Source organism: Variovorax sp. J31P207 (assembly GCF_030316965.1).
Classification (GTDB): domain Bacteria; phylum Pseudomonadota; class Gammaproteobacteria; order Burkholderiales; family Burkholderiaceae_C; genus Variovorax; species Variovorax ginsengisoli_B.
In genome coordinates this window covers 1-21,511 of the sequence record NZ_JASZYN010000002.1, presented here as the reverse complement: position 1 = coordinate 21,511, position 21,511 = coordinate 1, and the positions used below count along the sequence as shown (strand labels likewise).

Sequence of the window (21,511 nt, the reverse complement as noted above, 5' to 3'; positions counted from 1 at the left end):
TCAGGGCGGGTCGGCCGAGTCGGCCGGGTAGGGCGTGAAGCGGCTTTCGTTCTCGTTCACCTCGAGCGGCCTTCCCACGAACGGAAAGGCCCGCTGCGGACAGCGCGTGCGCTCGCACACCTTGCACCCCATGCCGATGGGCGTGGCGATCTCGGGGTCGTCGAGGTTCATGCCCCGCGAATAGACCAGTCGCGACGCGTGCCGGATGTCGCAGCCCAGCGCCACCGAGAAGGTCTTGCTCGGTGCGCCATAGCCGCCCTGGCCCTTCGAGACCGTGCGGGCGATCCAGAGGTAGGTGCGGCCATCGGGCATGCGCGCCAGCTGCGGCAGGATCTTGCCGGGCTGCGAGAAGGCCTCGTACACATTCCACAACGGGCAGGTGCCGCCGGTCTTCGAGAAGTGGAAGTGGGTGGCCGATTGCCGCTTGGAGATGTTGCCGGCGCGGTCCACGCGGATGAAGAAGAAGGGCACGCCGGGCGCGTCCGGCCGCTGCAGCGTGCTCAGGCGATGGCAGATGGTTTCGAACCCGACCCCGAAGCGGCGCGAGAGCCGGTCGATGTCATAGCGCATGGTTTCGGCAGCCTTCAGGAACGCCGCGTAGGGCAGCAGCAAGGCGCCCGCGAAGTAGTTCGCCAGGCCGATGCGCGCCAAGGTCCGCGCCTGCGGATCGCCGCCGAATTCCGGCGTATCGACCAGCCGGTCCAGCAGCGCGGACTGCTCCAGCAGGGCCAGCTGCGTCGCCAGCTGGAACGCCTGTTGTCCGGCTTCCAGCGAGGCCGACAGCCGCAGGGTCCGGCTGCCCGGCTCATAGCGGCGCTGGCTCTCCTCGGCCTCGTCGTGCGATGGCATCGCGTGCACGCCGTGCCTCTGGCTGAGTCGGCGCACGAGCCATTCCGACAGCGAGCCTGCTTCGGCGTTCGCCTCGGCCGCGAGCGACTCGGCGGCGCGGTCCACGGCATCGAAATGGTTCTGGTGGGCGAAGAAGAAGTCGCGCACCCTCTCGAAGGCCATCGGCCGCGTCGGCGCGATGTCGGCGCGGTCGTCCCCCAGGCGCAGTGCCATGGCTTCGAGACGCTGGGTCGCATCGGCATTGCGACGGTGCAGGGCCAGCAGCGCACGACCCACGGCGGGCATCTGCGAGGCGACCTCGAGCAGCTCCGGCAGTGCGACCGCCTCGCCGCCCGGGTTGTCGGCGAGGGCCTCGCGCATGCCGGCCACCAGGCGCGCTTCCTCGTCCTCGGAAAACTGCTGCACGTCGACGCCCAGCGCGCGACTGATCCGGAGCAGCACGGCGACGGTGAGCGGCCGCTGGTTCTGCTCCAGCTGGTTCAAGTAGCTCGGCGAAAGGCCGAGCGCGTTGGCCAGCGCGACCTGCGACAGGCCGCGTTCGGCCCGCAGCTTGCGCAGGCGCACGCCCATGAAAGTCTTCTTCATCGTGATCTCCGGTGGCTTTAAGAATTTGCAAAATTCGCAACTTTGCGGATTCTTCTTCGCAAATATTCGCCCTTTTAGTCCTTCTGCAAGGACTCGATTGTGCGTAAATTGCGAAGCATGACAACACCCGGCGGCACAGTCGAACTGAAGGACATCGTCTTTCCGGATCAGGCCAACCACTACGGAACGCTCTTTGCCGGCCATGGGCTGCAGTTCATGGCGAAGGCGGCTTTCCTCGCGGGACGCAGCCTGGCCCGGCGCGACGTCGTGATGGCCGGTGTGACCGGGGCGGAATTCCTGTCGCCCATTCCGGTCGGCCATGTGCTGACCTTGCGTGCCTGGGTCAGCCGGGTGGGCCGCAGCTCGATGACGGTATGCGTCACGGGGCTGGCCGAGACGCTCGGTGCGCCGCAGGAAGAAGTTCTCAAGGGTGTGTTCGAGATGGTGGCCGTGGATGCCGCAGGACGCCCCGTTCCCATCGATCGCTCTTATCTGGACAAGGAGACTGCATGACTACCGCCACCCAGGCTGCACCCGCAGGGTTCAAGCCGAAGAAATCCGTTGCGCTCTCGGGCGTCACGGCCGGCAACACGGCCTTGTGCACCGTCGGCCGCACAGGCAACGACCTGCACTACCGCGGCTACGACATCCTCGACATCGCGGAGGTCTGCGAGTTCGAGGAGATCGCCCACCTGCTGGTGCACGGCAAGCTGCCCACGGCGGCCGAACTGCGGGCCTACAAGGCGAAGCTCAAGGCCATGCGGGGCGTGCCGGCCAGCGTCAAGTCGGCCCTCGAGCAGATCCCCGCGGGCGCGCATCCGATGGACGTGATGCGCACCGCGGTGTCGGCCCTGGGATGCACGCTGCCCGAGAAGGACGATCACAACGCGCCGGGTGCGCGCGACATCGCCGACCGCCTGATGGCCTCGCTGGGCTCCATGCTGCTGTACTGGTACCACTGGTCCACGCAAGGCAGGCGCATCGCGCTCGAAACCGACGACGACTCCATCGGCGCGCACTTCCTGCACCTGCTGCATGGCACCCAACCCAGCGCCGCCTGGGAACGCGCCATGCACACCTCGTTGAACCTCTATGCCGAGCACGAGTTCAACGCCTCGACCTTCGCGGCCCGCGTCATTGCCGGCACCGGCAGCGACATGTACTCGGCCATCGCGGGCGCCATCGGGGCGCTGCGCGGGCCCAAGCACGGCGGCGCCAACGAAGTCGCGTTCGAGGTCCAGAAGCGCTATGACTCGCCCGACGAAGCCGAGGCCGACATCCGTCGCCGGGTCGAGGCCAAGGAGGTCGTGATCGGGTTCGGCCATCCGGTCTACACCGTGAGCGATCCCCGGAACGTCGTCATCAAGGGCGTCGCCAGGTCGCTGTCGGATGAAGCGGGCGCCAGCAAGATGTTCGACATCGCGGAGCGCCTGGAGACGGTGATGTGGGACGCCAAGAAGATGTTCCCCAACCTCGACTGGTTCAGTGCCGTGAGCTATCACATGATGGGCGTGCCGACCGCGATGTTCACGCCGCTGTTCGTCATTGCCCGCACCAGCGGCTGGGCCGCGCACGTCATCGAGCAGCGCATCGACAACAAGATCATCCGCCCGAGCGCCAACTACACCGGGCCCGAGGACCTGGCGTTCCTGCCCATCGGCGAGCGCCGCTGACAAGAACTACTGGCGCATGAACACCTCGTACCGCAAGCAACTCCCGGGCACGTCGCTGGACTATTTCGACGCCCGCGAAGCCGTCGATGCCCTTCGGCCCGGCGCCTGGGCCGGGCTGCCCTACACCTCGCGCGTGCATGCCGAGAACCTGGTGCGCCGCTGTGACCCGGCCATCCTCGACGACTCGCTGCTGCAGTTGATCGAACGCCGGCGCGACCGCGACTTTCCGTGGTTCCCGGCCCGCGTCGTGTGCCACGACATCCTGGGACAGACCGCACTGGTGGACCTGGCCGGCCTGCGCGACGCCATCGCCGACAGGGGCGGCGATCCGGCCCAGGTGAACCCCGTGGTGCAGACCCAGTTGATCGTGGACCACTCGCTGGCGGTCGAGTTCGCGGGCTTCGATCCGGATGCATTCGCCAAGAACCGCGCCATCGAAGACCGTCGCAACGAAGACCGGTTCCACTTCATCGAGTGGACCCGGAAGGCCTTCAAGAACGTCGAGGTGATCCCGCCGGGGAACGGGATCATGCATCAGATCAACCTGGAGCGGATGTCGCCGGTCATCCATGCCAAGGACGGCGTGGCCTTCCCCGACACGCTGGTCGGCACCGACAGCCACACCCCCCACGTGGACGCGCTGGGCGTGATCGCGATCGGCGTCGGCGGGCTCGAAGCCGAAAGCGTGATGCTGGGCCGCGCTTCGTGGATGCGGCTGCCCGACATCGTCGGCGTCGAGCTCACCGGCAAGCCAGGGCCCGGCATCACGGCGACCGACATCGTGCTGGCGCTGACGGAGTTTTTGCGCCAGCAGAAGGTGGTGGGCGCCTATCTCGAGTTCCATGGCGAAGGCGCCTCGGCATTGACGCTGGGCGACCGGGCGACGATCTCCAACATGACGCCCGAGTTCGGCGCCACGGCGGCGATGTTCTCGATCGACCGGATGACCATCGACTACCTGCGCCTCACCGGACGCACGGACGAGCAGGTTCGCCTCGTCGAGGCCTATGCGAAGGAAGCGGGACTCTGGTCGGACGCATTGGCCACTGCGGAATACGAGCGCGTGCTGCGCTTCGACCTGTGCGCGGTGGTGCGCAACATGGCCGGCCCGTCCAACCCCCACAAGCGCCTGCCGACCTCCGAGCTGGCCGCGCGCGGGATCGCTGCCGAGTGGGAGGACGTGCCGGGCCGGATGCCCGACGGCGCGGTGATCATCGCGGCCATCACCAGCTGCACCAACACAAGCAATCCGCGCAACGTGATCGCCGCCGGCCTGCTGGCGCGCAATGCGAATGCGCGCGGTCTCGTGCGCAAGCCCTGGGTCAAGTCGTCGCTCGCGCCCGGCTCCAAGGCGGTGCAGCTGTACCTCGAAGAGGCTGGCCTGCTGCGCGAACTCGAACGGCTGGGCTTCGGCATCGTGGCCTTTGCCTGCACCACCTGCAACGGCATGTCCGGTGCGCTGGACCCGGCGATACAACAGGAGGTCATCGAGCGCGACCTGTACGCCACGGCCGTGCTGTCGGGCAACCGCAACTTCGACGGCCGGATCCATCCCTATGCCAAGCAGGCCTTCCTGGCGTCTCCGCCGCTGGTCGTGGCTTACGCGATCGCCGGCACCGTGCGCTTCGATATCGAGAAGGATGTGCTCGGCATTGACGCCGACGGCTTGGCCGTGACGCTGAAGGACATCTGGCCGAGCGATGCCGAGATCGACGCCGTGGTCGCAGCAAGCGTCAAGCCCGAGCACTTCCGCCGCGTCTACGATCCGATGTTCAAGATCGGCGTGGCCGGCCACGCGCCGATCAGCCCGCTGTACGACTGGCGCCCGCAGAGCACCTATATCCGCCGCCCCCCGTACTGGGAGGGTGCGCTGGCCGGAGAGCGCACGCTGCGTGGCCTGCGCCCGCTGGCCTTGCTGCCCGACAACATCACGACCGACCACCTGTCGCCGTCCAACGCCATCCTGCGCGACAGCGCGGCGGGCGAATACCTGCACCGGATGGGCCTTCCCGAGGAAGACTTCAATTCCTACGCCACGCACCGCGGCGACCACCTGACGGCGCAGCGCGCGACCTTCGCCAATCCGCAACTCGTCAACGAGATGGCGGTGGTCGACGGCAAGGTGCGGAAGGGCTCGCTCGCCCGGATCGAACCCGAGGGCCGGGTGGTGCGCATGTGGGAGGCCATCGAGACCTACATGCAGCGCAAGCAGCCGTTGATCATCATCGCCGGCGCCGACTACGGCCAGGGCAGCTCGCGCGACTGGGCGGCCAAGGGCGTCCGGCTGGCAGGCGTAGAAGCGATCGCGGCCGAGGGCTTCGAGCGCATCCATCGCACCAACCTGATCGGCATGGGCGTGCTGCCGCTGGAGTTCAAGCCGGGCGTGAACCGGCTGACGCTGGGCCTGGACGGCACCGAGACCTACGACGTCGTGGGTGAGCGCCGGCCGCGCGCCGACCTGAGCCTGGTGATCCGCCGTCGCAACGGCGAGGTCGTCGAGCTGCCGATGACCTGCCGCCTCGACACCGCGGAGGAGCTCTCGATCTACGAAGCCGGTGGCGTGCTGCAGCGTTTTGCGCAAGACTTCCTTGCTTCCACGGAACCGGCCTGATGTCACACACGCCACAAATCAAGATCCCGGCGACTTATATGCGCGGCGGCACCAGCAAGGGCGTGTTCTTTCGCCTGCAGGACCTGCCGGAGGTGGCGCAGCGTCCCGGGCCGGCACGCGACGCGCTGCTGCTCCGCGTCATCGGCAGTCCGGACCCCTACGGCAAGCAGATCGACGGCATGGGTGGCGCGACCTCCAGCACCAGCAAGGCGGTGATCCTGTCGCGCAGCAGCCGGCCCGGCCATGATGTCGACTACCTGTTCGGCCAGGTGGCCATCGACCGGCCCTTCGTCGACTGGAGCGGCAACTGCGGCAACCTCTCCGCCGCCGTCGGGCCCTTCGCGATCGGCAACGGACTGGTCGATGCCAGCCAGCTGCCGCGCAACGGCATGGCGACGGTGCGGATCTGGCAGGCCAACATCGGCAAGACCATCGTCGCGCACGTGCCCATGAGCGACGGCGCCGTCCAGGAGACGGGCGACTTCGAACTCGACGGCGTGACTTTCCCGGCGGCCGAGGTCCAGCTGGAATTCATCGATCCGGCCGACGAGGGTGACGGCGAAACCGGTGGCGCCATGTTCCCGACCGGCAACCTGGTGGACGACCTGGAAGTGCCTGGCGTCGGCACCTTGAAGGCGACGCTGATCAACGCCGGCATCCCGACCATCTTCGTCAACGCGGATGCCATCGGCTACGCCGGCACCGAGCTGCAGGACGCGATCAACGGCAGCGACGCCGCGCTGGCGATGTTCGAAACCATTCGCGCCCACGGCGCCGTGCGCATGGGGCTGATCCGGGACATCGCCGAGGCCGGCCTGCGCCAGCACACACCCAAGGTGGCCTTCGTGGCGCCTCCCGCGGCCTACACGGCCTCCAGCGGCAAGCCGGTGAACGCGGCCGACGTCGACCTGCTGGTGCGCGCACTGTCCATGGGCAAGCTGCACCACGCGATGATGGGCACCGCGGCGGTCGCCATCGGCACCGCGGCCGCCATCCCCGGCACCTTGGTCAACCTGGCGGCCGGTGGCGGCGAACGCACGGCCGTGCGCTTCGGCCACCCTTCGGGCACGCTGCGCGTCGGCGCCGAAGCCAGGCGGATCGACGGCCGGTGGACGGTCACCAAGGCCTTGATGAGCCGCAGCGCCCGCGTGCTGATGGAAGGCCAGGTCCGCGTGCCTGGCGACAGTTTTTGAATCTCAGGAGTCTTTCCAGTGTCCACCCGCAAGCAACTCAGATCGCTGGTCGAAGCCCGTCGCGGCGTGATCGTCCCGGGCGCCTTCAACGCGCTGTCCGCCAAGGTCATCGAAGACCTGGGGTATGAAGCCATCTACGTCACGGGCGCCGGCGTCACCAACATGTGGTTCGGCATGCCGGACCAGGGATTCATGGGCCTGCACGAGATCGCGGACCACACCGCGCGCATCCGCGATGCGGTCGACCTGCCCCTGATCGTCGATGCCGACACCGGCTTCGGCAACGCGCTCAACGTGCGTCACACCGTGCGCGTGCTCGAGCGGGCCGGCGCCGACTGCATCCAGCTCGAGGACCAGGTGGCGCCCAAGCGCTGCGGCCACTTCTCGGGCAAGGAAGTCATTTCCACCGAGGAGGCGGTGAGCAAGATCAAGGCGGCGGTCGACGCGCGGCACGATCCGGACTTCCTGATCATGGCGCGCACCGACGCCTGCGCCACGCAGGGCTTCGAGGCCGCCCTCGAACGTGCCCAGTTGTTCGCACAGGCGGGTGCCGACATCCTGTTCGTCGAGGCTGTCACCACCGCGGATGAGATCCGCGCGCTGCCGAGGCGATTGGGCAAGCCGCAGCTGATGAACATGGTGATCGGCGGCAAGACGCCGATCTTCGGCGCCGACGAGCTGGGCCGGCTCGGCTACGGCATCGTGCTCTACGCCAATGCGGCGCTGCAGGGTGCGGTGGCGGGCATGCAGAAGGCGCTGACGGTGCTGCGCGACTCCAGGCGCGTGGACGAGGACCCGGCGCTGGTCGTGCCGTTCGCGGAGCGGCAGCGTCTGGTCGGCAAGCCCGACTGGGATGCGCTGGAAAAGCGCTACACCTGATCGCCGGTGCGGATCGCGATCGTGGCCTCGATCGGCCCGCCGCGGCGCAGCGTGTTGTAGATCGGGCAGGTGCCCGTGAAGGCATCAACCAGCGATCGGGCGGTCGGCAGGTCGACCCCTTCGAGCACGAAGGCCAGCCGGATGGCCGCGTAGCGCGTGCCGTCATCCGGGTCGCGCTCGAACGAGACCTCGACCTCGGCGCCTTTCAGCGGCAGCTCGCGCTCGCGTGCCGTCTTCTGCACCAGCCCGAGCCCGCAGGAGGCCAGCGAGGCCAGCAGCAGCTCGCCCGCCTGCACCGCGTCGCCGGGGCCGCCGGCCGCTGCCTTCGCATCGGAGACGAAGTGATGCTGGCGTGCGCTCGCGAGGAAGCGGCCGAAGGTGTCGAGCGTGCGCGCGCGCACCGTGACGATCTCACCGGTCGCGGCCGCTTCGCTCATGCCACCCTCCTGGCGCGGACGCCCGAGGCGGCCCGTTCCTTCCAGGCGCCGACGCCCGGACGCTCGAGGCCGAGGTTCTCGCGCAGGGTCGCGCCCTCGTAGGCGGTGCGGTAGAGGCCGCGCCGCTGCAGCTCGGGCACCACCAGCCGCACGAAATCCTCGAAGCCGCCGGGCTGGTAGGGCGCGCTGATCATGAAACCGTCGCAGGCGCCTTCGCGGAACCAGCGCTCCATGCCGTCGGCCACCTTCTCCGGCGTGCCGATCAGGTCGCCTTCATAGCGGCTGCCGTAGCGCTTGCCGAGGTCGCGCAGGGTCAGCTTGTCGCGCTCGGTGGCTTCGCGCACCTCCTGGTAGTGGCCCTGCACGCCGGGCACGTCGATGTCGGGCAGCGAGGAATCGAGCGGGTACTTCGACAGGTCGACATCGAGGTGGTAGGACAGCGTCGAGAGTCCCGCATGCGGATCGACCAGGGCCCGCAGCGCCCGGTCCTTCTCGTCGGCGATCGCCTGCGTCTCGCCGACCAGCGGCGTCGCCGCGGGCAGCACCTTGAGCGAATCGGGGTCGCGGCCATGCGAGCGCACGCGGTCCTTGATCTCCTTGTAGAAGGCCTTGGCGCTGTCCAGCGAGTCGTGGCTCACGAAGATCGCATCGGCCCACTGCGCCGCGAAATCGCGGCCGCGGTCGGAGGCGCCGGCCTGCAGGATCACCGGATAGCCCTGCGGCGGCCGCGACACGTTCAACGGCCCCTTGACGCTGAACCATTCGCCCTCGTGGTCGACGTAGTTCACCTTGGCCGGGTCGGCGAACAGCGGCGTCTTGCGGTCCTGCACCAGCGCGTCGTCCTGCCAGCTGTCCCACAGCTTGAAGACGACTTCCAGAAACTCGTCGGCCCGGTCGTAGCGCTTGTTGCGCGGGACCTGCTCTTTCTTCGAGAAGTTGCGGGCCTCGGCATCCTGGAAGGAGGTGACCACGTTCCAGGCCGCACGGCCGGCGCTCAGGTGGTCGAGCGTCGCGAACGAGCGCGCGACCTCGAAGGGCTCGTAGTGGCTGGTCGAGCGGGTCGAGGCCAGCCCGAGGTGCCGCGTCGCGGCCGCCATGATCGACAGCACCACCACCGGGTCCAGCCGCAGCGACCCGAGCGCGCCGTAGCGCAGCTGCGTGTCGTTGCTGCCCTGGTAGCGATCGGGCACCGCGAGGATGTCGGCGAAGAAGGCGAGGTCGAACAGGCCCTTTTCGAGCGTGCGCGCGATGCCCTGGTAGTAGTCGGCATCGAGCCAGCCGCTTTCGGATGCCGGGTAGCGCCAGCCGCCCGGACGGCCGGGGCCTGCGGTGACGAAGGCCGCGAGGTGGATCTTCTTGTCGCTGGGTCGGGTCATGGATCAGGCTCCCAGTTCGGCGGCGACGAGCTTCTTGATCGAATCGAACTTGGGGTCGAGCAGGAAGCTGCGCACGTCGACCTTGTTCGGCAGCACGCCGAGCGACTGGAAGTTGTCGGCCAGGTCCTGCGTCGAGTCGGCGGCCGCGCCGTCGATCGGCTTGAGCACGACGGCCCCCGAATCGGACAGGCGGGCGTCGACGATGAGCTGGCGATAGACCTTCTCTTCGACGCTGCCCGGCTCGAAGCCCCCGAGCTTGGCCCAGGAGGCCACCGTCTCGTCCGGATGCGCGACCGCGTACTGCTGCGCCTCGCGGATCAGCCGCACCAGCCGGGCCACCACCTGCGGGTTCTTGTCGGCGAAGTCGGTGCGCGCCACGTAGAAGGCGTAGTCGTAGGTCTTGACGCCCGGCAGCGTGCGTGCCTTGTCGCCGAGCTTGGCCAGGGCCAGGCCGCTGGCCGGCTGCCAGTGGATCCATGCGTCCACGCTGCCCTGGGCGAAGGCGGTGTAGGCGTCCGCGCCGCTGAGGCTGACCGCCTGCACGTCGGACAGGCGCAGGCCCGCGCTTTCGAGGTACTTGATCAGGCTGTAGGTGCCGGTGGTGCCGTTCTGGTGGGCGATCTTCTTGCCCTTGAGATCGGCGGCGGAGCGGATCGGCGAATCCTTGGCCACCAGCACGTCGACCTCGGTGGCCGGCAGCGGGTAGGCCGCCAGCGGCACGATCGGCACGCCCGCCGCGACCGCGTTGACGATCGCCGTGGCGGTGGCGAAGCTGAAGTCGACGCCGCCGGCCTTGATGCCTTCCATGACCGGAAGCGACGCGGTGAAGCCCGGCTGCCACACCACCTTGGCCGCGATCTCGTCTTCGAGCTTGCGGCCGCCGTCGCCGGCGCGCAGAGATGCGAACACGCCCGTGCGGCCGTCGCCGATGATCGCGATCGTGAGTTGCGGGACGGCGGCGGCGGTCGGTGCGGCGGGTGCCGCTGCAGCGGGCGCGGCGGCCGGCGCATCGTTCTTGCCGCAGCCGACCAGCGCCAGGGCGCCGGCGCCGCCGGCCAGTGCCAGTCCGCTCAGGCTGAGGAAGCGACGCCTTGCGGCCAGGGCTGCAGTATCGGGATGAATGTGCTTGTCGATCGGCATGGGAGAAAGTCCTGTGATGGGTCTGGAAAGAAACGGGGGGGAGAACGGCTCAGGCGCCCGCCTGCGCGGCCTGCGCAGTCACGAGCCCTTCGAGCAGCTCCTCCTTGAGCGCGGCCAGCTCGGGGTCGCCGCGATGGCGCGGCCGCTCGCGGTCGATGGACAGGTCGCGGGCCACGCGGCCGTCGCGCATCAGCAGCACGCGGTCGGCCAGGATCAGCGCCTCCTCGACGTCGTGCGTGACCAGCAGCACGGTGCGCGGCCGGCGCGCGAGCAGGCCTTCGAGCAGCAGCTGCATTGACGCCCGCGTGATCGCATCGAGCGCGCCGAAGGGTTCGTCGAGCAGCAGCAATTCGGGTTCGTGGATCAGCGCGCGCGCCAGCGCCACGCGCTGGCGCTGGCCACCGGACAGCACCACCGGATAGTCGTTGTCGCGACCGGCCAGGCCCACCGCGGCCAGCAGCCTGCGGGCGTCGTCGTCGCGGCCGCGCAGGCCCAGCGTGACGTTGCGCAGCACCGATCGCCAGGGCATCAGCCGGTCTTCCTGGAACATCATGCGGATGTCCGGCGAGGGGCTGCGCGAGCGCAGTTCGACCCGGCCCGAGGTCGGTGGCTCGAGCCCCGCGACGATCCGCAGCAGGGTCGACTTGCCGACGCCGCTGGCGCCGATCAGGGCGACGAACTGGCCGGCCGGAATCTCCAGGTCGAGCGCGTGCAGCACGCTGCGCTGGCCGAAGGCCTTGGCGACGCCGCGCAGGCTGAGCCCGTCGCCATGGGGCGATGGCCGGGTCATCGCGCCGCTCCCTTGGCATAGTTCGGATGCCAGCGCAGCAGGCGCCGCTCGATCGCGCGCGTGAGCGAATCGGCCAGCCAGCCGGCGATCGCATACAGCACGATCGCCAACAGGATGACGTCGGTGCGCAGCAGCTCGCGCGCGTTCTGCACCATGTAGCCGATGCCGTCGCGCGAGGCGATGGTCTCGCCGACCACCAATGTCAGCCAGGCCACGCCGAGTGCATAGCGGATGCCGGTCAGGATCGGCGGCAGCGCGCCCGGCAGCACCACGCCGGCGATCAGGCCGAAGGGACCGAGCCCGTAGGAACGGCCGAGTTCGATCAGCTTGGGATCGACGCCGCGGATGCCGCTCATCGTGTTGATGTAGACCGGGAACAGCGAGCCCATCGCCACCAGCAGCACGCGCGGCTCCTCGCCGATGCCGAACCACAGGATCATCAGCGGCACCAGCGCCAGGTGCGGAATGGTGCGCACCATCTGCAGCGAGCGGTCGAGCAGGCCGTGCGCCAGGCTCGACAGGCCGACCAGGAAGCCCAGCACCAGGCCGGTCGCGGCACCGGTCAGGAAGCCGATGGCGACGCGGCGCAGGCTGACCAGGACGTCGCGCTGGAGTTCACCGCGCTCGGCGAGCACCCAGGCGGCGCGCAGCACCTCGGACGGCGCCGGCAGGATGCCCGCGGGCAGCCGCCCGATGGCCGAGAAGTATTGCCAGAGCGCGACCAGCACGACCGGAAGCAGCCAGGGCAGCAGCAGGCGCCAGCGGCTGGGCGCGTTGCGCATCGAAGTCGCTTGCTTCGGATCGCTCACGGCGTCCGCGATGACGGTGATGTGGCTCGCGGGGGCAACGGCGGGCGGGGCGTTGGATGGCTCGGCGGACAGGCGGGGGAGGACGGCACTCATGGAAGGCGATGCGAAGTGCGCGAGGCGAAGCAGCGGCACGAAAGCGTGCGGGTCGAACACACACGGGGCGAGGGCGAACCTTATCGCCCGTGGTTCAGCGCGTGAACTTGGATTTCCGCATGTCGATATGAGGAAAGCGAGCATGCGGCCGGTCGAGCCGCGGTCGCCGCGCAACGGCGTCAGAGCAGAGGGTAGGGCTGGTCGTCCGGCGTGCCGAGTGCCAACTCGCGATAGAAGTCCCAGCCCCATTCGCCGGCGTAGGTGCCTGGGTCCCGCTCGGCGAGGTAGCGCACGATGTCGAAGTGGTTGAGCCTGCAGTCGACAGGTTCCATGTCCAGCTGCGCCGTGCCGCGGATGTGCGACATGACGGATCGCGCCATCAGCATGAAAGCCCAGGGCGCGGCGCCGATGCCGTCCAGTCCCACGCCCGGAAAATAGAGGTCGGGCGCGTCCAGGCTGCGGAAGATGCAGGCGCAGCGCGAGGCCAGTTCGGCGACGGTTCGCACGCGTGCAATGCGCGGCTCTTCGAAGTACGAGAGGTCGGTCTGGTAGCCCGTGCCCCAGAGGAGCACGTCCCCCGCGAGCCGCGTGCCGTCCGACAGCGTCACGTGGCGCCCCTCGATCTTCTCGACGCTGCCCGGATGCCGCTCCAACTCGGCAAAGCTGGCCAGCATGCGTGCGCGGCCGGGTATGAGCTGGTCTTGCCGCACGTCCAGCAAGCTCCGGGGTCGGATCGACTGGATGCCGAACTTTTCATAGCGGGACAGCAGGTCGGCGCCGATCGTCTCGTTCTGCTGCGTGACGGTCATGCCGCTCGCCTGCATCTTCGCGTAGGGCCGCACGCTGCCGGCGATCGCCTTCGGCTTTCCGGTCGGCGTGAACCAGCGCAAGCCCCGGTACACCCATGCGATCCGGCGCGCCTTGTGCTCCAGGCACAGGTCCAGCAAGTCGAAGGCCGAGGCGCCGCCGCCGACCACGATCACTTCGCGTCCGGTCAGTTCGGCCGGGTCGCGCAGGGCGCTGGAGTGCAGCTCTCGCAATTCGCTGTCGCGACGAATCACATCGGGTATGGCCGGCGTGTTGTGGCCCCCGGTGGCCGCCACCAGATGACGCGCCCGCACCGTGCCGCGTGGCGTATCGAGCTCCCAGCATGTGCCTGTGTAGCGCGCACGAGACACCGGGCTGTCGAGCCGGATGCGGTCAGCCAGGTCGAAGCGCTCGACCCATGCCTCGATGTTGGCGAGGATGCAGGGCTGCTTCGGGCCACCCAGCGGCAGATCGCCGACGGTCCAGTCGGCCGGGCTGATCTGGATGTCCTGCCACGCCGGCAGCTGGCGCCACAGGCCGCCGACGCCGTCCTGCTTTTCGAGCAGCAGCGAATCGAGGCCCGACTGCCGGGCGTAGTGCAGGTGGATGACGCCGGCGACCCCTCCGCCGACGATGGCCAGGTCGAGCAATGGGGTGGCTTGCATGGATGCTCCTCCTCATGGCCCAACGGCGCGGTGCACGGAGGGAGATCGCCTGGCAGCCGAGTGGGGCGATGATGCACCCGACGTTCGCGGCGTGGCAATAGCGGGCCTGGAACAGCCGGCAAGGGCTGCGACGGTGGCATGCGCGAAATTGCCCCTAAGTGCAGTAGACGCCGCCGTGGAAGCAGCACATAGTGCGCGCACGAGGCTGGCGAATCTGCCTTCGCCGTCTCCCGAGCCCGATCCGCATCGGTTTCATCCACCCTGTACCGGAGTCCAATCCAATGAAAGCGCGCCTCTTCTCCTTGTTTTCCGCATTTGCAATGGCTGTCCTTCTCACCGCTTGCGCCGCACCGGGATCGCAGCAAGGGTCGATGACGATCCGGCAAGGCAAGATCGAGCAGATCGCGCCAACGGAGATCCCGACCTCTCACCATACGGGTGTGGGCGCCGTGCTCGGCGGGCTCGCCGGCGTGGGCATCGGCAGCCTGATCGGCGGGGGTACCGGCCGCGATGTCGCCATGGTGGTGGGCGCGATCGGCGGCAGCGTTGCCGGGAGCCAGATCGCCGAGCGCTACAGCCGGCCGCTGGAAGGCCAGCAGATCTTCGTTCGCACCGACAGTGGCGTGCTGGTCGAGGTGACGCAGCCGGTGACCCCCGGCCTGCGAGTGGGCCAGCGGGTCTTCATCCAGGGCAACGGCGAGGGCGCTCGCGTCGTGCCTCAGTGACGCTGCCTCCGATGAAGCTGGCGCGGTGTGAGTCGCTCCCGCGCTGGCGGCCGCGCGGCTTCGCGTCCGGTCCGCGTCAGCCCGACGGCAGCAGCTGACCGACCGTGGCCGACGGCGGACCCATGGCCGCCGGCGCCGCCACCATCTCGCCCCATTGTGCGGCCGAGGCCTGCAGGGCCTGCATCAGGTCCTTGGCCATGGCTTCCAGCAGGCGAACCTCGCTCTGGCTGAGCGCGCGGGGTTCGACATCCAGCAGACACAGCGTTCCCAGCACGTGGCCGCCCGGTCCGCGCAGCGGCGCGCCCGCATAGAAGCGCAGCCCCTTGCCCTGCAGCGCGGGGTTGCCGGCGAAGCGCAGGTCCCTCGAAACATCAGGCACCACCAGCGTCTGTGCGTTCGCGACCACGTGGCCGCACATCGACAGCTCGCGCGGCATGCCGAGGTCGTCGCCGCGCAGCGGTGCTGCATCCGGGCTGGCCGGCGCGCGCAGCTCGCCGTAGGCGCCGCGCACCTCCTGCGTTTTCTCCTCGATCAGCGACACCATGGCCATCGGCACGTCGAACACGTCGGCCGCGCGCTGCGTGGCGGCATCGAAGAGTTCCTTCGCGCGCGGATCGAGCGCGCCGCTGGCATGCAGGGCATGGAGCCTGTCGGCATCCGCTTCGGGGCGCGCCGCCTGCATGAAGCCCTCGGTCGGCTGAATGCCGGTCAGTGCGGCGATCGCGACCACCGCCTCGCCGACCGAGGTGACGACGCCGTCCGCGCCGAGGTTGCGGATCGCCTCCTCGCCCAACAGCTCCGGTGGCGCATTCCACAGGCCCAGCACGACCCGCGTGGCGGGCCAGCGACGCTTCAGCCGCCGGCAGAAGTGGCGCGCCGCCACCTGCGGATCGGGGCTGAAGTACGAGATGCACACGCACTGCACGCCGCCCAGGTCGAGCCCCGTGATGAAGTCCGCGTTGACGGCGCCGGCCCCGTGCGGCAAGGCGACGCAGCCCTGCATCGACAGGGCATGCGCCAGCATGCGCGCCGCCAGAGTATCGACTTCCCATTTGCCCCCGATGCATACCACCGCGGCGGGCACGGAGGCCGCGTGCGGTTCGGGATGAAGCTCTCGCATCTCGTCGATCAGGGCCTCGATGCCGATCACCACGCGATGCCGGTGCTCGGCACGCGCCACGTTGGCGTGGTCGCTCGAGGCCATGCGCAGTACCTGCAGCCCGGTCTCGTTGTAGAAGCCGAGCACGTTGTGGTCGACGACCTGGTCGGTCGCGAGTTCGATGGCTTCCTCGACATCGTCCGCGATCAGGCGCTGGTAGATGCGCGTGGGCGCGTCGAGGGCGGGCTGGCTCCCGAGCAGGACGTCCAGGAAGCGCAGCCGTGGCAGGTGCCGGCCGATGACCATCAGGCAGACCGTCAGCGGCGTCGACATGATGAGACCCAGAGGGCCCCAGAGCGCGGTCCAGAAGGTCGCCGCGACCATCAGCGACATGGCCGAGAGTCCGGTGCTCGCGCCGTACAGCCAGGGCTCGATCACGTTGTTGCTCAGCATCTCGAGCGCGATGATGAGACCGATGGTCCACAGCACCATGCTCCAGCCGGGATCGACCGCGAAGGCCAGCGCGATCGGGAACACGGCGGAGATCATCGGACCCACGTACGGAACGAAGCGCATCACCGCCGCCACCGCGCCCCAGAGCATCGCGCCCGGCACGCCGATGAACCACAGGCCGAGCGCCATCGGCACGCCATAGCTGAAATTCACCACCAGCTGCATCGTGAGGTATTTGCTGATGCGCTGGCCGGCCTCGTCCATGGCATCGGTCGAGCGATGCAGGCTGCCGCCCCAGAGCCGAACCAGGCGATCGCGAAGGTCCAGCCGATCCAGCAGGATCAGCACCACGAAGACCAGCACGATGCCGGCGGTCGCCAGCGGCGCGCTCGCCATCTCGAGCAACGAGATGCCTTGCTGGAAGGACGAGGGCGTCTTCTCGACCAGCTGCACGGCTTGCGCCGGCGCCGGCGCTGTGCCGCCGGTGGCGCCCCTGGCGCCCGCTCGAGCCGGTGCCGGGGCTTGCGGTGCGTCCTCGACCTCCTTCTTGAAGGTGTCGAAGGTCTTGATGACGCCGTCGAACATCCCTGGGCCGCTGGCCCGGGCGCGAAGCTCGCTGAGCTTGGTCTTGATGTTGTTCTGGTAAGTCGGCAGCTCGGCGCTCAGGGTACTGACCTGACTGCCGAGCAGCAGGCCCGCCATGCCCATCGTGCCGAGGGCCAGCAGCACCACGAGCATCACCGCGGGCGCGCGCGGCAGGCCCAGCCGCTTGAGGCGCATCACGAGCGGGTCGAGCACGAAGCCCAGCAGGAAGGCGAGGGCCAGCGGCATCAGGATGTCGCGGCCGAAATAGAGGGCCGCGATCACCACCGTTGCCGTCACCGCGCCGGCCATGGTCCTCAGTTCCGGTACCAGCGAGACCAGGGCGAGGGCAGTGGAAGGTGCGGCGGCGTCCGGTGCTGCGCTCGCGGCGGCACCGTGCTCAGGGCCGGTGCCCGACTCTCGTGAAGGGGCGCTGGCCATCGATGTCGGTGGGCTCACGCGGATTCCTTGATTGTCGACGGGTGAGGCACAGCTTGTGGCCGATCGGCACGGGGCAGGGTCGGCCAATGGCCCGCCGGGAGGTAGGCAGCCAGCCAGCGCTTCAGGCCCCCGAAGCGCCTTCCGCCGAAGGCGCGCACCATCGAAGCATGCCAATTGTTCGCCTTGAAAAAGAGGTCCCGGGGCGGGTTCCCTTTCGGCAGCGCACAGAAGGCGCATGATGGGACTTTTGGGTGACCCTCGACGACGTGCGGGAGCGCCGAACTTTCCCACTGAGCGCTTGGAGGACCCCATGCACCGATTCCTCTACAACCATCGCGACGAACTCATTGAGCGGTGCAAGGCAAAGGTCGCTCGGCGGCCCCGGCGAGAAGCCACGGCCGCCCAACTCGCCAACGGCGTGCCCATCTTTCTGGACCAGTTGACGAGAACGCTGGAGGCGCAGGAAAACGGCGAGGTCGACGAGAGTTTCCGTATTTCAGGTGCCGCCGTTGGTGGCGCAACGGCCTTGTCCGAAATGGGCCTGAGCGCTGCTGCACATGGCAAGGAATTGCTGGCGCTCGGCTTTTCCGTCGACCAGGTGGTGCACGACTATGGCGACCTTTGCCAGGCCATCACCGACCTCGCCGTCGAGCTCGATGCGCCGTTTTCCGTCGACGAGTTTCGCACCTTGAACCGTTGCCTCGACAATGCCATTGCCGACGCTGTGACGGAGTTCGGCATCTGGCGCGACGCCAGCGTCGCACTTCAGCAGACCGCCGACGAGAACGAGCGCCTGGGCGTGCTCGTGCATGAGTTGCGCAACTACCTGCACACCGCGACGCTTGCATTCACGGTGCTGGAATCGGGAAAGGTTCCCATCGGCGGTGCGACCGGCGCCGTGTTGAAAAGGAGCCTGACTTCATTGGCGGCCCTGCTCAACCTGTCGCTGTCCCAGGTCAGGGGCACGGCCGAAGCGTCACAGGAGACGGCCTTTTCGGTCGCGTCATTTGTCGCGGAAGCCAAGAATGGCGCCTCGCTCGGCGCCAGTGCCAGGGGCTGCACGCTCTCGGTCCGCGATGTCGATGCCGCGCTGGCCATTTCGGGCAATCGGGAGCGGCTCCTGGCGGCTCTGGCGAACCTGCTGCAGAACGCGCTGAAGTTCACCCACGCCGATTCCGAAGTCACACTGAGTGCCCACGCCGAAGGCGACTATGTCCTGGTCGACGTCGAGGATCATTGTGGAGGACTGCCGCCAGGCGCTGCCTCGCGCATCTTCCAGCCCTTCGTTCAAGTCGGCGAGAACAAGACCGGGCTGGGACTCGGTCTTTCCATCGCGCGCCGAAGCGTCGAGGCCGATGGCGGCGTCCTGACCGTTCGGGATGTTCCCGGCACGGGGTGCGTCTTCACCATCAAGCTGCCCCGAAGAACGCTGGGCTAGGCGCCGGCCTTGCGGTCCGCCGCGCCCTCGTCCTCACAGCTGGTTCGACAGCCATGCTGCGACGTGCTCCATGGCTTTCTCCGTGAGAGGCCGGTCTCGCCACGCCGCCAGCGTGAGCTGCCTGGATTGCTTCAGGTCCGCCTCGAACTGCGCAGTCTGTGCCGCTGCGAAATCCTCGTCGTAGATGTTCAGGTTGGCTTCGTCGTTGAGCCTGAAGGAGCGGTTGTCGAAATTCGTGGAGCCGACCGAGACCAGCAGCCCGTCGACCGTGAAGACCTTGCAATGGAACATCGTCGGCTGGTATTCGCTCATCTGAGCGCCCGCCTCCAGCAGCGGTCCCCACGATGCTCTCGATGCCCCGCGGACCGTCTGCGAGTCGATGATGGGTCCCGGCGTGATGATGCGCACGCGCACCCCGCGCCGCATGGCGGCCACCAGCGCGCCCACCGTCAGGTCGTCGGGCACGAAGTACGCGCTCGACAGGTCGATGGTCCGTGTCGCCGCGGCGATCGACAGCAGGTACATGAGGTGCATGCTCTCGCTGCCGCCGGATGGCGAGCTGCTGAACATCTGGGCGCGTCCCTCGCCCACGGGTTCGATCGGCGGAAAGTAGCGTCGGCCATGGAGGACGTCGCCCGAGACCTTGACCCAGTTGTCCATGAAGACGGCTTGCATCTGCGCGACGACCGGCCCCTCGACCTTGAAGTGGGAGTCGCGCCAGTGCTCGGCGTCCTGCGCGCTGCCGGTCCAGTTCGGCGCGATGCCGACGCCTCCGGTGAAGCCGATGCGTCCGTCGACGACCAGCAGCTTGCGGTGGGTGCGGTTGTTCATGCGGGCGATGTCGTACCAGACGGGCTTGTGGAACTTCCGGATCTCGACGCCTGCATCCTCCATCTCGCGCAGGAATGCCTCGTCCACCTTGGCGCTGCCGAGCCAGTCCAGCAGCACATGCACCCTGACCCCCGCCCGGGCCCTTTCGGCGAGGGCGTCGGCGAAGGCCTTGCCGATGTCGCCGGACCAGTAGATGTAGGTCTCGAAGGTGATGCTCTGCCGTGCCCCGCGAATGGCGGCCAGCATCGGGGGAAAGATCTGGTCCCCGTTGTAGAGGGCCTCGAAGCGATTGCCGTGCGTGATCGGGGGGCCCAGCATGACGCCCAGCACGTGCTGGTACTGCGGATCGCGCAGCGCGTACTCGCGCCTCACCTGCTCGTCGAGCTTTTTCTCGCCGCTGCTGAAGTTGAGGACGAGCAGCATGGCGGCCAGCGTGAGGACGAAGGTCCAGGCGATGGCTTTCAGGTGGCGTCGCATGCGGCCCCGTCGCGCGTGTCGAAAGTTGGCAAGAGGTACTCCGTTGGCTTGGACCAAGCCGAGCGGGGTATGTTGGCGCCAGGCGCCCTGGCCGCGAATCGTCCTCGGGAGTCAACGCATGTAGGCCGGCGAGCCGACCCGTCGAGGGTCCCCGTCAGCCCGTCCCCTTGTCCAGCTTCAGGAACAGGTCCCGGTCGGGCGCGAAGTTGGCATGCAGCGGCAGCAGCGCACCGCCGAGCGCGCGGGCGTCCGAGCCGGTGGTGCCGGGCAGCAGCTGCGGGCATTCGACGCCTTCCCAGCTGTAGCGGCTGCGCGCGGCCGACACCGCGTCGAGCAGCGCCTCGAGCAGCTCGCGGCTGAACGAGCCGTCGATGATCACGCCTTCGAGATCGAGCAGGCAGGCGGCGTCGTGGATGGCCAGCACGATCGCGGGTGCGGCCTCGTCCAGCCAGGCTTGCGTGATCGGCTGCCACGGCGCCTGCAGCGCCCGCCGGTCGGACACCGCGTCCGGGTCCAGCCCGGCTTGCTCGAAGCGTCGCTCCAGCATGATCAGCGAGGCCACGCTGAGCAGTTGCGGCGGCGGCGCGGTGTCGCCCGGCATCGCCCGGTGCAGGGCCAGCGAGCCGATCGCGCCCGCGTTGCCGTTGAGTCCGCCGCGCAGGTGGCTGTCGATCACCAGTCCGCCGCCGACGAAGGTGTCGACGAAGATGTAGACGAAGCTGCGCACGCTGCGTCCGCGCCCGGCCACCAGTTCGGCCACGCAGGCGGCCGCGGTGTCCTTGACGAAGCTCACCGGCAAGGTCGACAGCGCCGCCACCCGCGCCCGCACGTCGGTGCGGTTCCAGGCCGCGGCGCGGTCGGCCTCGACGCCCAGCAATGCCTGCCAGCCGCCCAGCGACAGCGGCGCCGCGATGCCGATGCCCTGCAGCCGCTCCTGCTCGGCGGCACCCAGCAGCGCGTGGAACTCGGCCAGCCGCGCGGCAATCTCGCCGAACACCGCCTCGGGCCGGGGATAGTCGTAGCTCAGGCTGCGCCGCGCCCGTACCGCGCCGGTGAAGTCGACCAGCAGCATGTCGAGGCTGCGCCGGCCGAGCTTGATGCCGATCGAGAAGGCGCCGTCCGGGTTCAGCGCCAGCGGCACCGAGGGCTGTCCGACCTTGCCGCGCAGCAGGGCGCCGCGCAGCAGCAGGCCGTCGTCGATCAGCCGCTTGGTGATCAGCGAGATGGTCTGCGGCGTCAGCCGGGTCAGCCGCGCCAACTCGGCGCCGGGCATCGGGCCGTGGTTGCGGATCGCCTGCAGCACCACGCGCTCGTTGTACTGGCGCAGGCCGCCCTGGCTCGAGCCGCGCGGACGCAGCCGGGTCGTCTCCTGCGACCCGTCGTCGGCCGAGGGTGGCATCGTCATCGCAAGCACCGCCCCGCTCACGCCAGGCATTCGGCGGGCAGCTGCTCGGGCGGCAAGGCCCCGGTCATGACCGCGACCGTGTCGCTCATGCTGATCTTCTTCGGGTTCAGCACCGCGCCGCGCTTGCCCAGCCGGGCCACGTGGATGCGGTCG

At 68.7% G+C, this 21,511-nt stretch carries 17 protein-coding genes and 1 pseudogene; 7 read left to right on the top strand and 11 right to left on the bottom strand.

Annotation, left to right across the window (positions count from 1 at the left end):
- Entirely contained in the window at nt 1-1,434 is a 1,434-nt protein-coding gene (locus tag QTI68_RS05670; protein WP_286520260.1) for a short-chain fatty acyl-CoA regulator family protein, read from the bottom strand.
- A 117-nt stretch (nt 1,435-1,551) separates the two neighbouring features.
- Between QTI68_RS05670 and QTI68_RS05665 the strand changes: the two genes are divergently transcribed.
- The 5 genes from QTI68_RS05665 to QTI68_RS05645 are packed head-to-tail and all read left to right on the top strand — an operon-like array spanning nt 1,552 to nt 7,790.
- Nucleotides 1,552-1,947 (top strand): acyl-CoA thioesterase, encoded by a 396-nt coding sequence (locus tag QTI68_RS05665; protein ID WP_286520258.1) that lies wholly within the window; start codon nt 1,552-1,554, stop codon nt 1,945-1,947.
- Nucleotides 1,944-3,107, top strand: coding sequence for a bifunctional 2-methylcitrate synthase/citrate synthase (gene prpC / locus QTI68_RS05660; RefSeq protein ID WP_286520256.1), 1,164 nt, complete (start codon nt 1,944-1,946; stop codon nt 3,105-3,107). The genes QTI68_RS05665 and prpC overlap by 4 nt, the downstream gene beginning before the upstream one ends.
- A 16-nt stretch (nt 3,108-3,123) precedes the next feature.
- Nucleotides 3,124-5,718, top strand: a complete 2,595-nt coding sequence (acnD, locus tag QTI68_RS05655) for a Fe/S-dependent 2-methylisocitrate dehydratase AcnD (RefSeq protein ID WP_286520254.1) — start codon at nt 3,124-3,126, stop codon at nt 5,716-5,718.
- On the top strand, nt 5,718-6,911 hold the full coding sequence (gene prpF / locus QTI68_RS05650) for a 2-methylaconitate cis-trans isomerase PrpF (protein WP_286520253.1): 1,194 nt from the start codon (nt 5,718-5,720) through the stop codon (nt 6,909-6,911). The genes acnD and prpF overlap by 1 nt, the downstream gene beginning before the upstream one ends.
- Before the next feature lie 18 nt (nt 6,912-6,929).
- Nucleotides 6,930-7,790, top strand: a complete 861-nt coding sequence (locus QTI68_RS05645) for an isocitrate lyase/PEP mutase family protein (protein WP_286520252.1) — start codon at nt 6,930-6,932, stop codon at nt 7,788-7,790.
- Here the strand turns inward: QTI68_RS05645 and QTI68_RS05640 are convergent.
- From QTI68_RS05640 to QTI68_RS05615, 6 genes are all read right to left on the bottom strand, one after another.
- Nucleotides 7,781-8,227, bottom strand: a complete 447-nt coding sequence (locus QTI68_RS05640; RefSeq protein ID WP_286520251.1) for an OsmC family protein — start codon at nt 8,225-8,227, stop codon at nt 7,781-7,783. The genes QTI68_RS05645 and QTI68_RS05640 overlap by 10 nt on opposite strands.
- Nucleotides 8,224-9,603 (bottom strand): LLM class flavin-dependent oxidoreductase, encoded by a 1,380-nt coding sequence (locus QTI68_RS05635; RefSeq protein ID WP_286520250.1) that lies wholly within the window; start codon nt 9,601-9,603, stop codon nt 8,224-8,226. The genes QTI68_RS05640 and QTI68_RS05635 overlap by 4 nt, the downstream gene beginning before the upstream one ends.
- Before the next feature lie 3 nt (nt 9,604-9,606).
- Nucleotides 9,607-10,743 carry an ABC transporter substrate-binding protein gene (locus QTI68_RS05630; RefSeq protein WP_286520249.1) on the bottom strand — a complete coding sequence of 379 codons (1,137 nt, stop codon included), beginning with the start codon at nt 10,741-10,743 and terminating at the stop codon, nt 9,607-9,609.
- A 49-nt stretch (nt 10,744-10,792) separates the two neighbouring features.
- Nucleotides 10,793-11,533, bottom strand: a complete 741-nt coding sequence (locus QTI68_RS05625) for an ABC transporter ATP-binding protein (RefSeq protein ID WP_286520247.1) — start codon at nt 11,531-11,533, stop codon at nt 10,793-10,795.
- Nucleotides 11,530-12,435 (bottom strand): ABC transporter permease subunit, encoded by a 906-nt coding sequence (locus QTI68_RS05620; protein ID WP_286520246.1) that lies wholly within the window; start codon nt 12,433-12,435, stop codon nt 11,530-11,532. Before QTI68_RS05620 ends, QTI68_RS05625 begins: the two co-directional genes overlap by 4 nt.
- A gap of 179 nt (nt 12,436-12,614) precedes the next feature.
- The gene (locus QTI68_RS05615; protein WP_286520245.1) at nt 12,615-13,907 is read right to left on the bottom strand and encodes an NAD(P)-binding domain-containing protein; all 1,293 of its coding nucleotides are present in this window, start codon (nt 13,905-13,907) and stop codon (nt 12,615-12,617) included.
- A 371-nt stretch (nt 13,908-14,278) separates the two neighbouring features.
- Here QTI68_RS05615 and QTI68_RS05610 point away from each other — a divergent pair, with 371 nt between their 5' ends.
- The gene (locus tag QTI68_RS05610; RefSeq protein ID WP_286520244.1) at nt 14,279-14,632 is read left to right on the top strand and encodes an outer membrane lipoprotein; all 354 of its coding nucleotides are present in this window, start codon (nt 14,279-14,281) and stop codon (nt 14,630-14,632) included.
- A 76-nt stretch (nt 14,633-14,708) separates the two neighbouring features.
- Here QTI68_RS05610 and QTI68_RS05605 read toward each other — a convergent pair whose 3' ends face one another.
- Nucleotides 14,709-17,225: an AI-2E family transporter gene (locus QTI68_RS05605; RefSeq protein ID WP_286520243.1), complete on the bottom strand. Its 2,517-nt coding sequence runs from the start codon at nt 17,223-17,225 to the stop codon at nt 14,709-14,711.
- Between the two features lie 292 nt (nt 17,226-17,517).
- On the opposite strand from QTI68_RS05605, the gene QTI68_RS05600 reads away from it, so the two are divergent.
- Entirely contained in the window at nt 17,518-18,645 is a 1,128-nt protein-coding gene (locus tag QTI68_RS05600) for a sensor histidine kinase (protein ID WP_286520242.1), read from the top strand.
- Between the two features lie 33 nt (nt 18,646-18,678).
- Here QTI68_RS05600 and QTI68_RS05595 read toward each other — a convergent pair whose 3' ends face one another.
- The 3 genes and pseudogenes from QTI68_RS05595 to QTI68_RS05585 form a co-directional block, all read right to left on the bottom strand.
- On the bottom strand, nt 18,679-19,953 hold the full coding sequence (locus tag QTI68_RS05595) for a phospholipase D-like domain-containing protein (protein ID WP_286520241.1): 1,275 nt from the start codon (nt 19,951-19,953) through the stop codon (nt 18,679-18,681).
- Nucleotides 19,954-20,107: 154 nt separating this feature from the next.
- Nucleotides 20,108-21,358 carry an ROK family transcriptional regulator gene (locus QTI68_RS05590; protein ID WP_286520240.1) on the bottom strand — a complete coding sequence of 417 codons (1,251 nt, stop codon included), beginning with the start codon at nt 21,356-21,358 and terminating at the stop codon, nt 20,108-20,110.
- Nucleotides 21,359-21,375: 17 nt separating this feature from the next.
- Nucleotides 21,376-21,511, bottom strand: a pseudogene (locus tag QTI68_RS05585) (sugar ABC transporter ATP-binding protein); the annotation flags it as partial.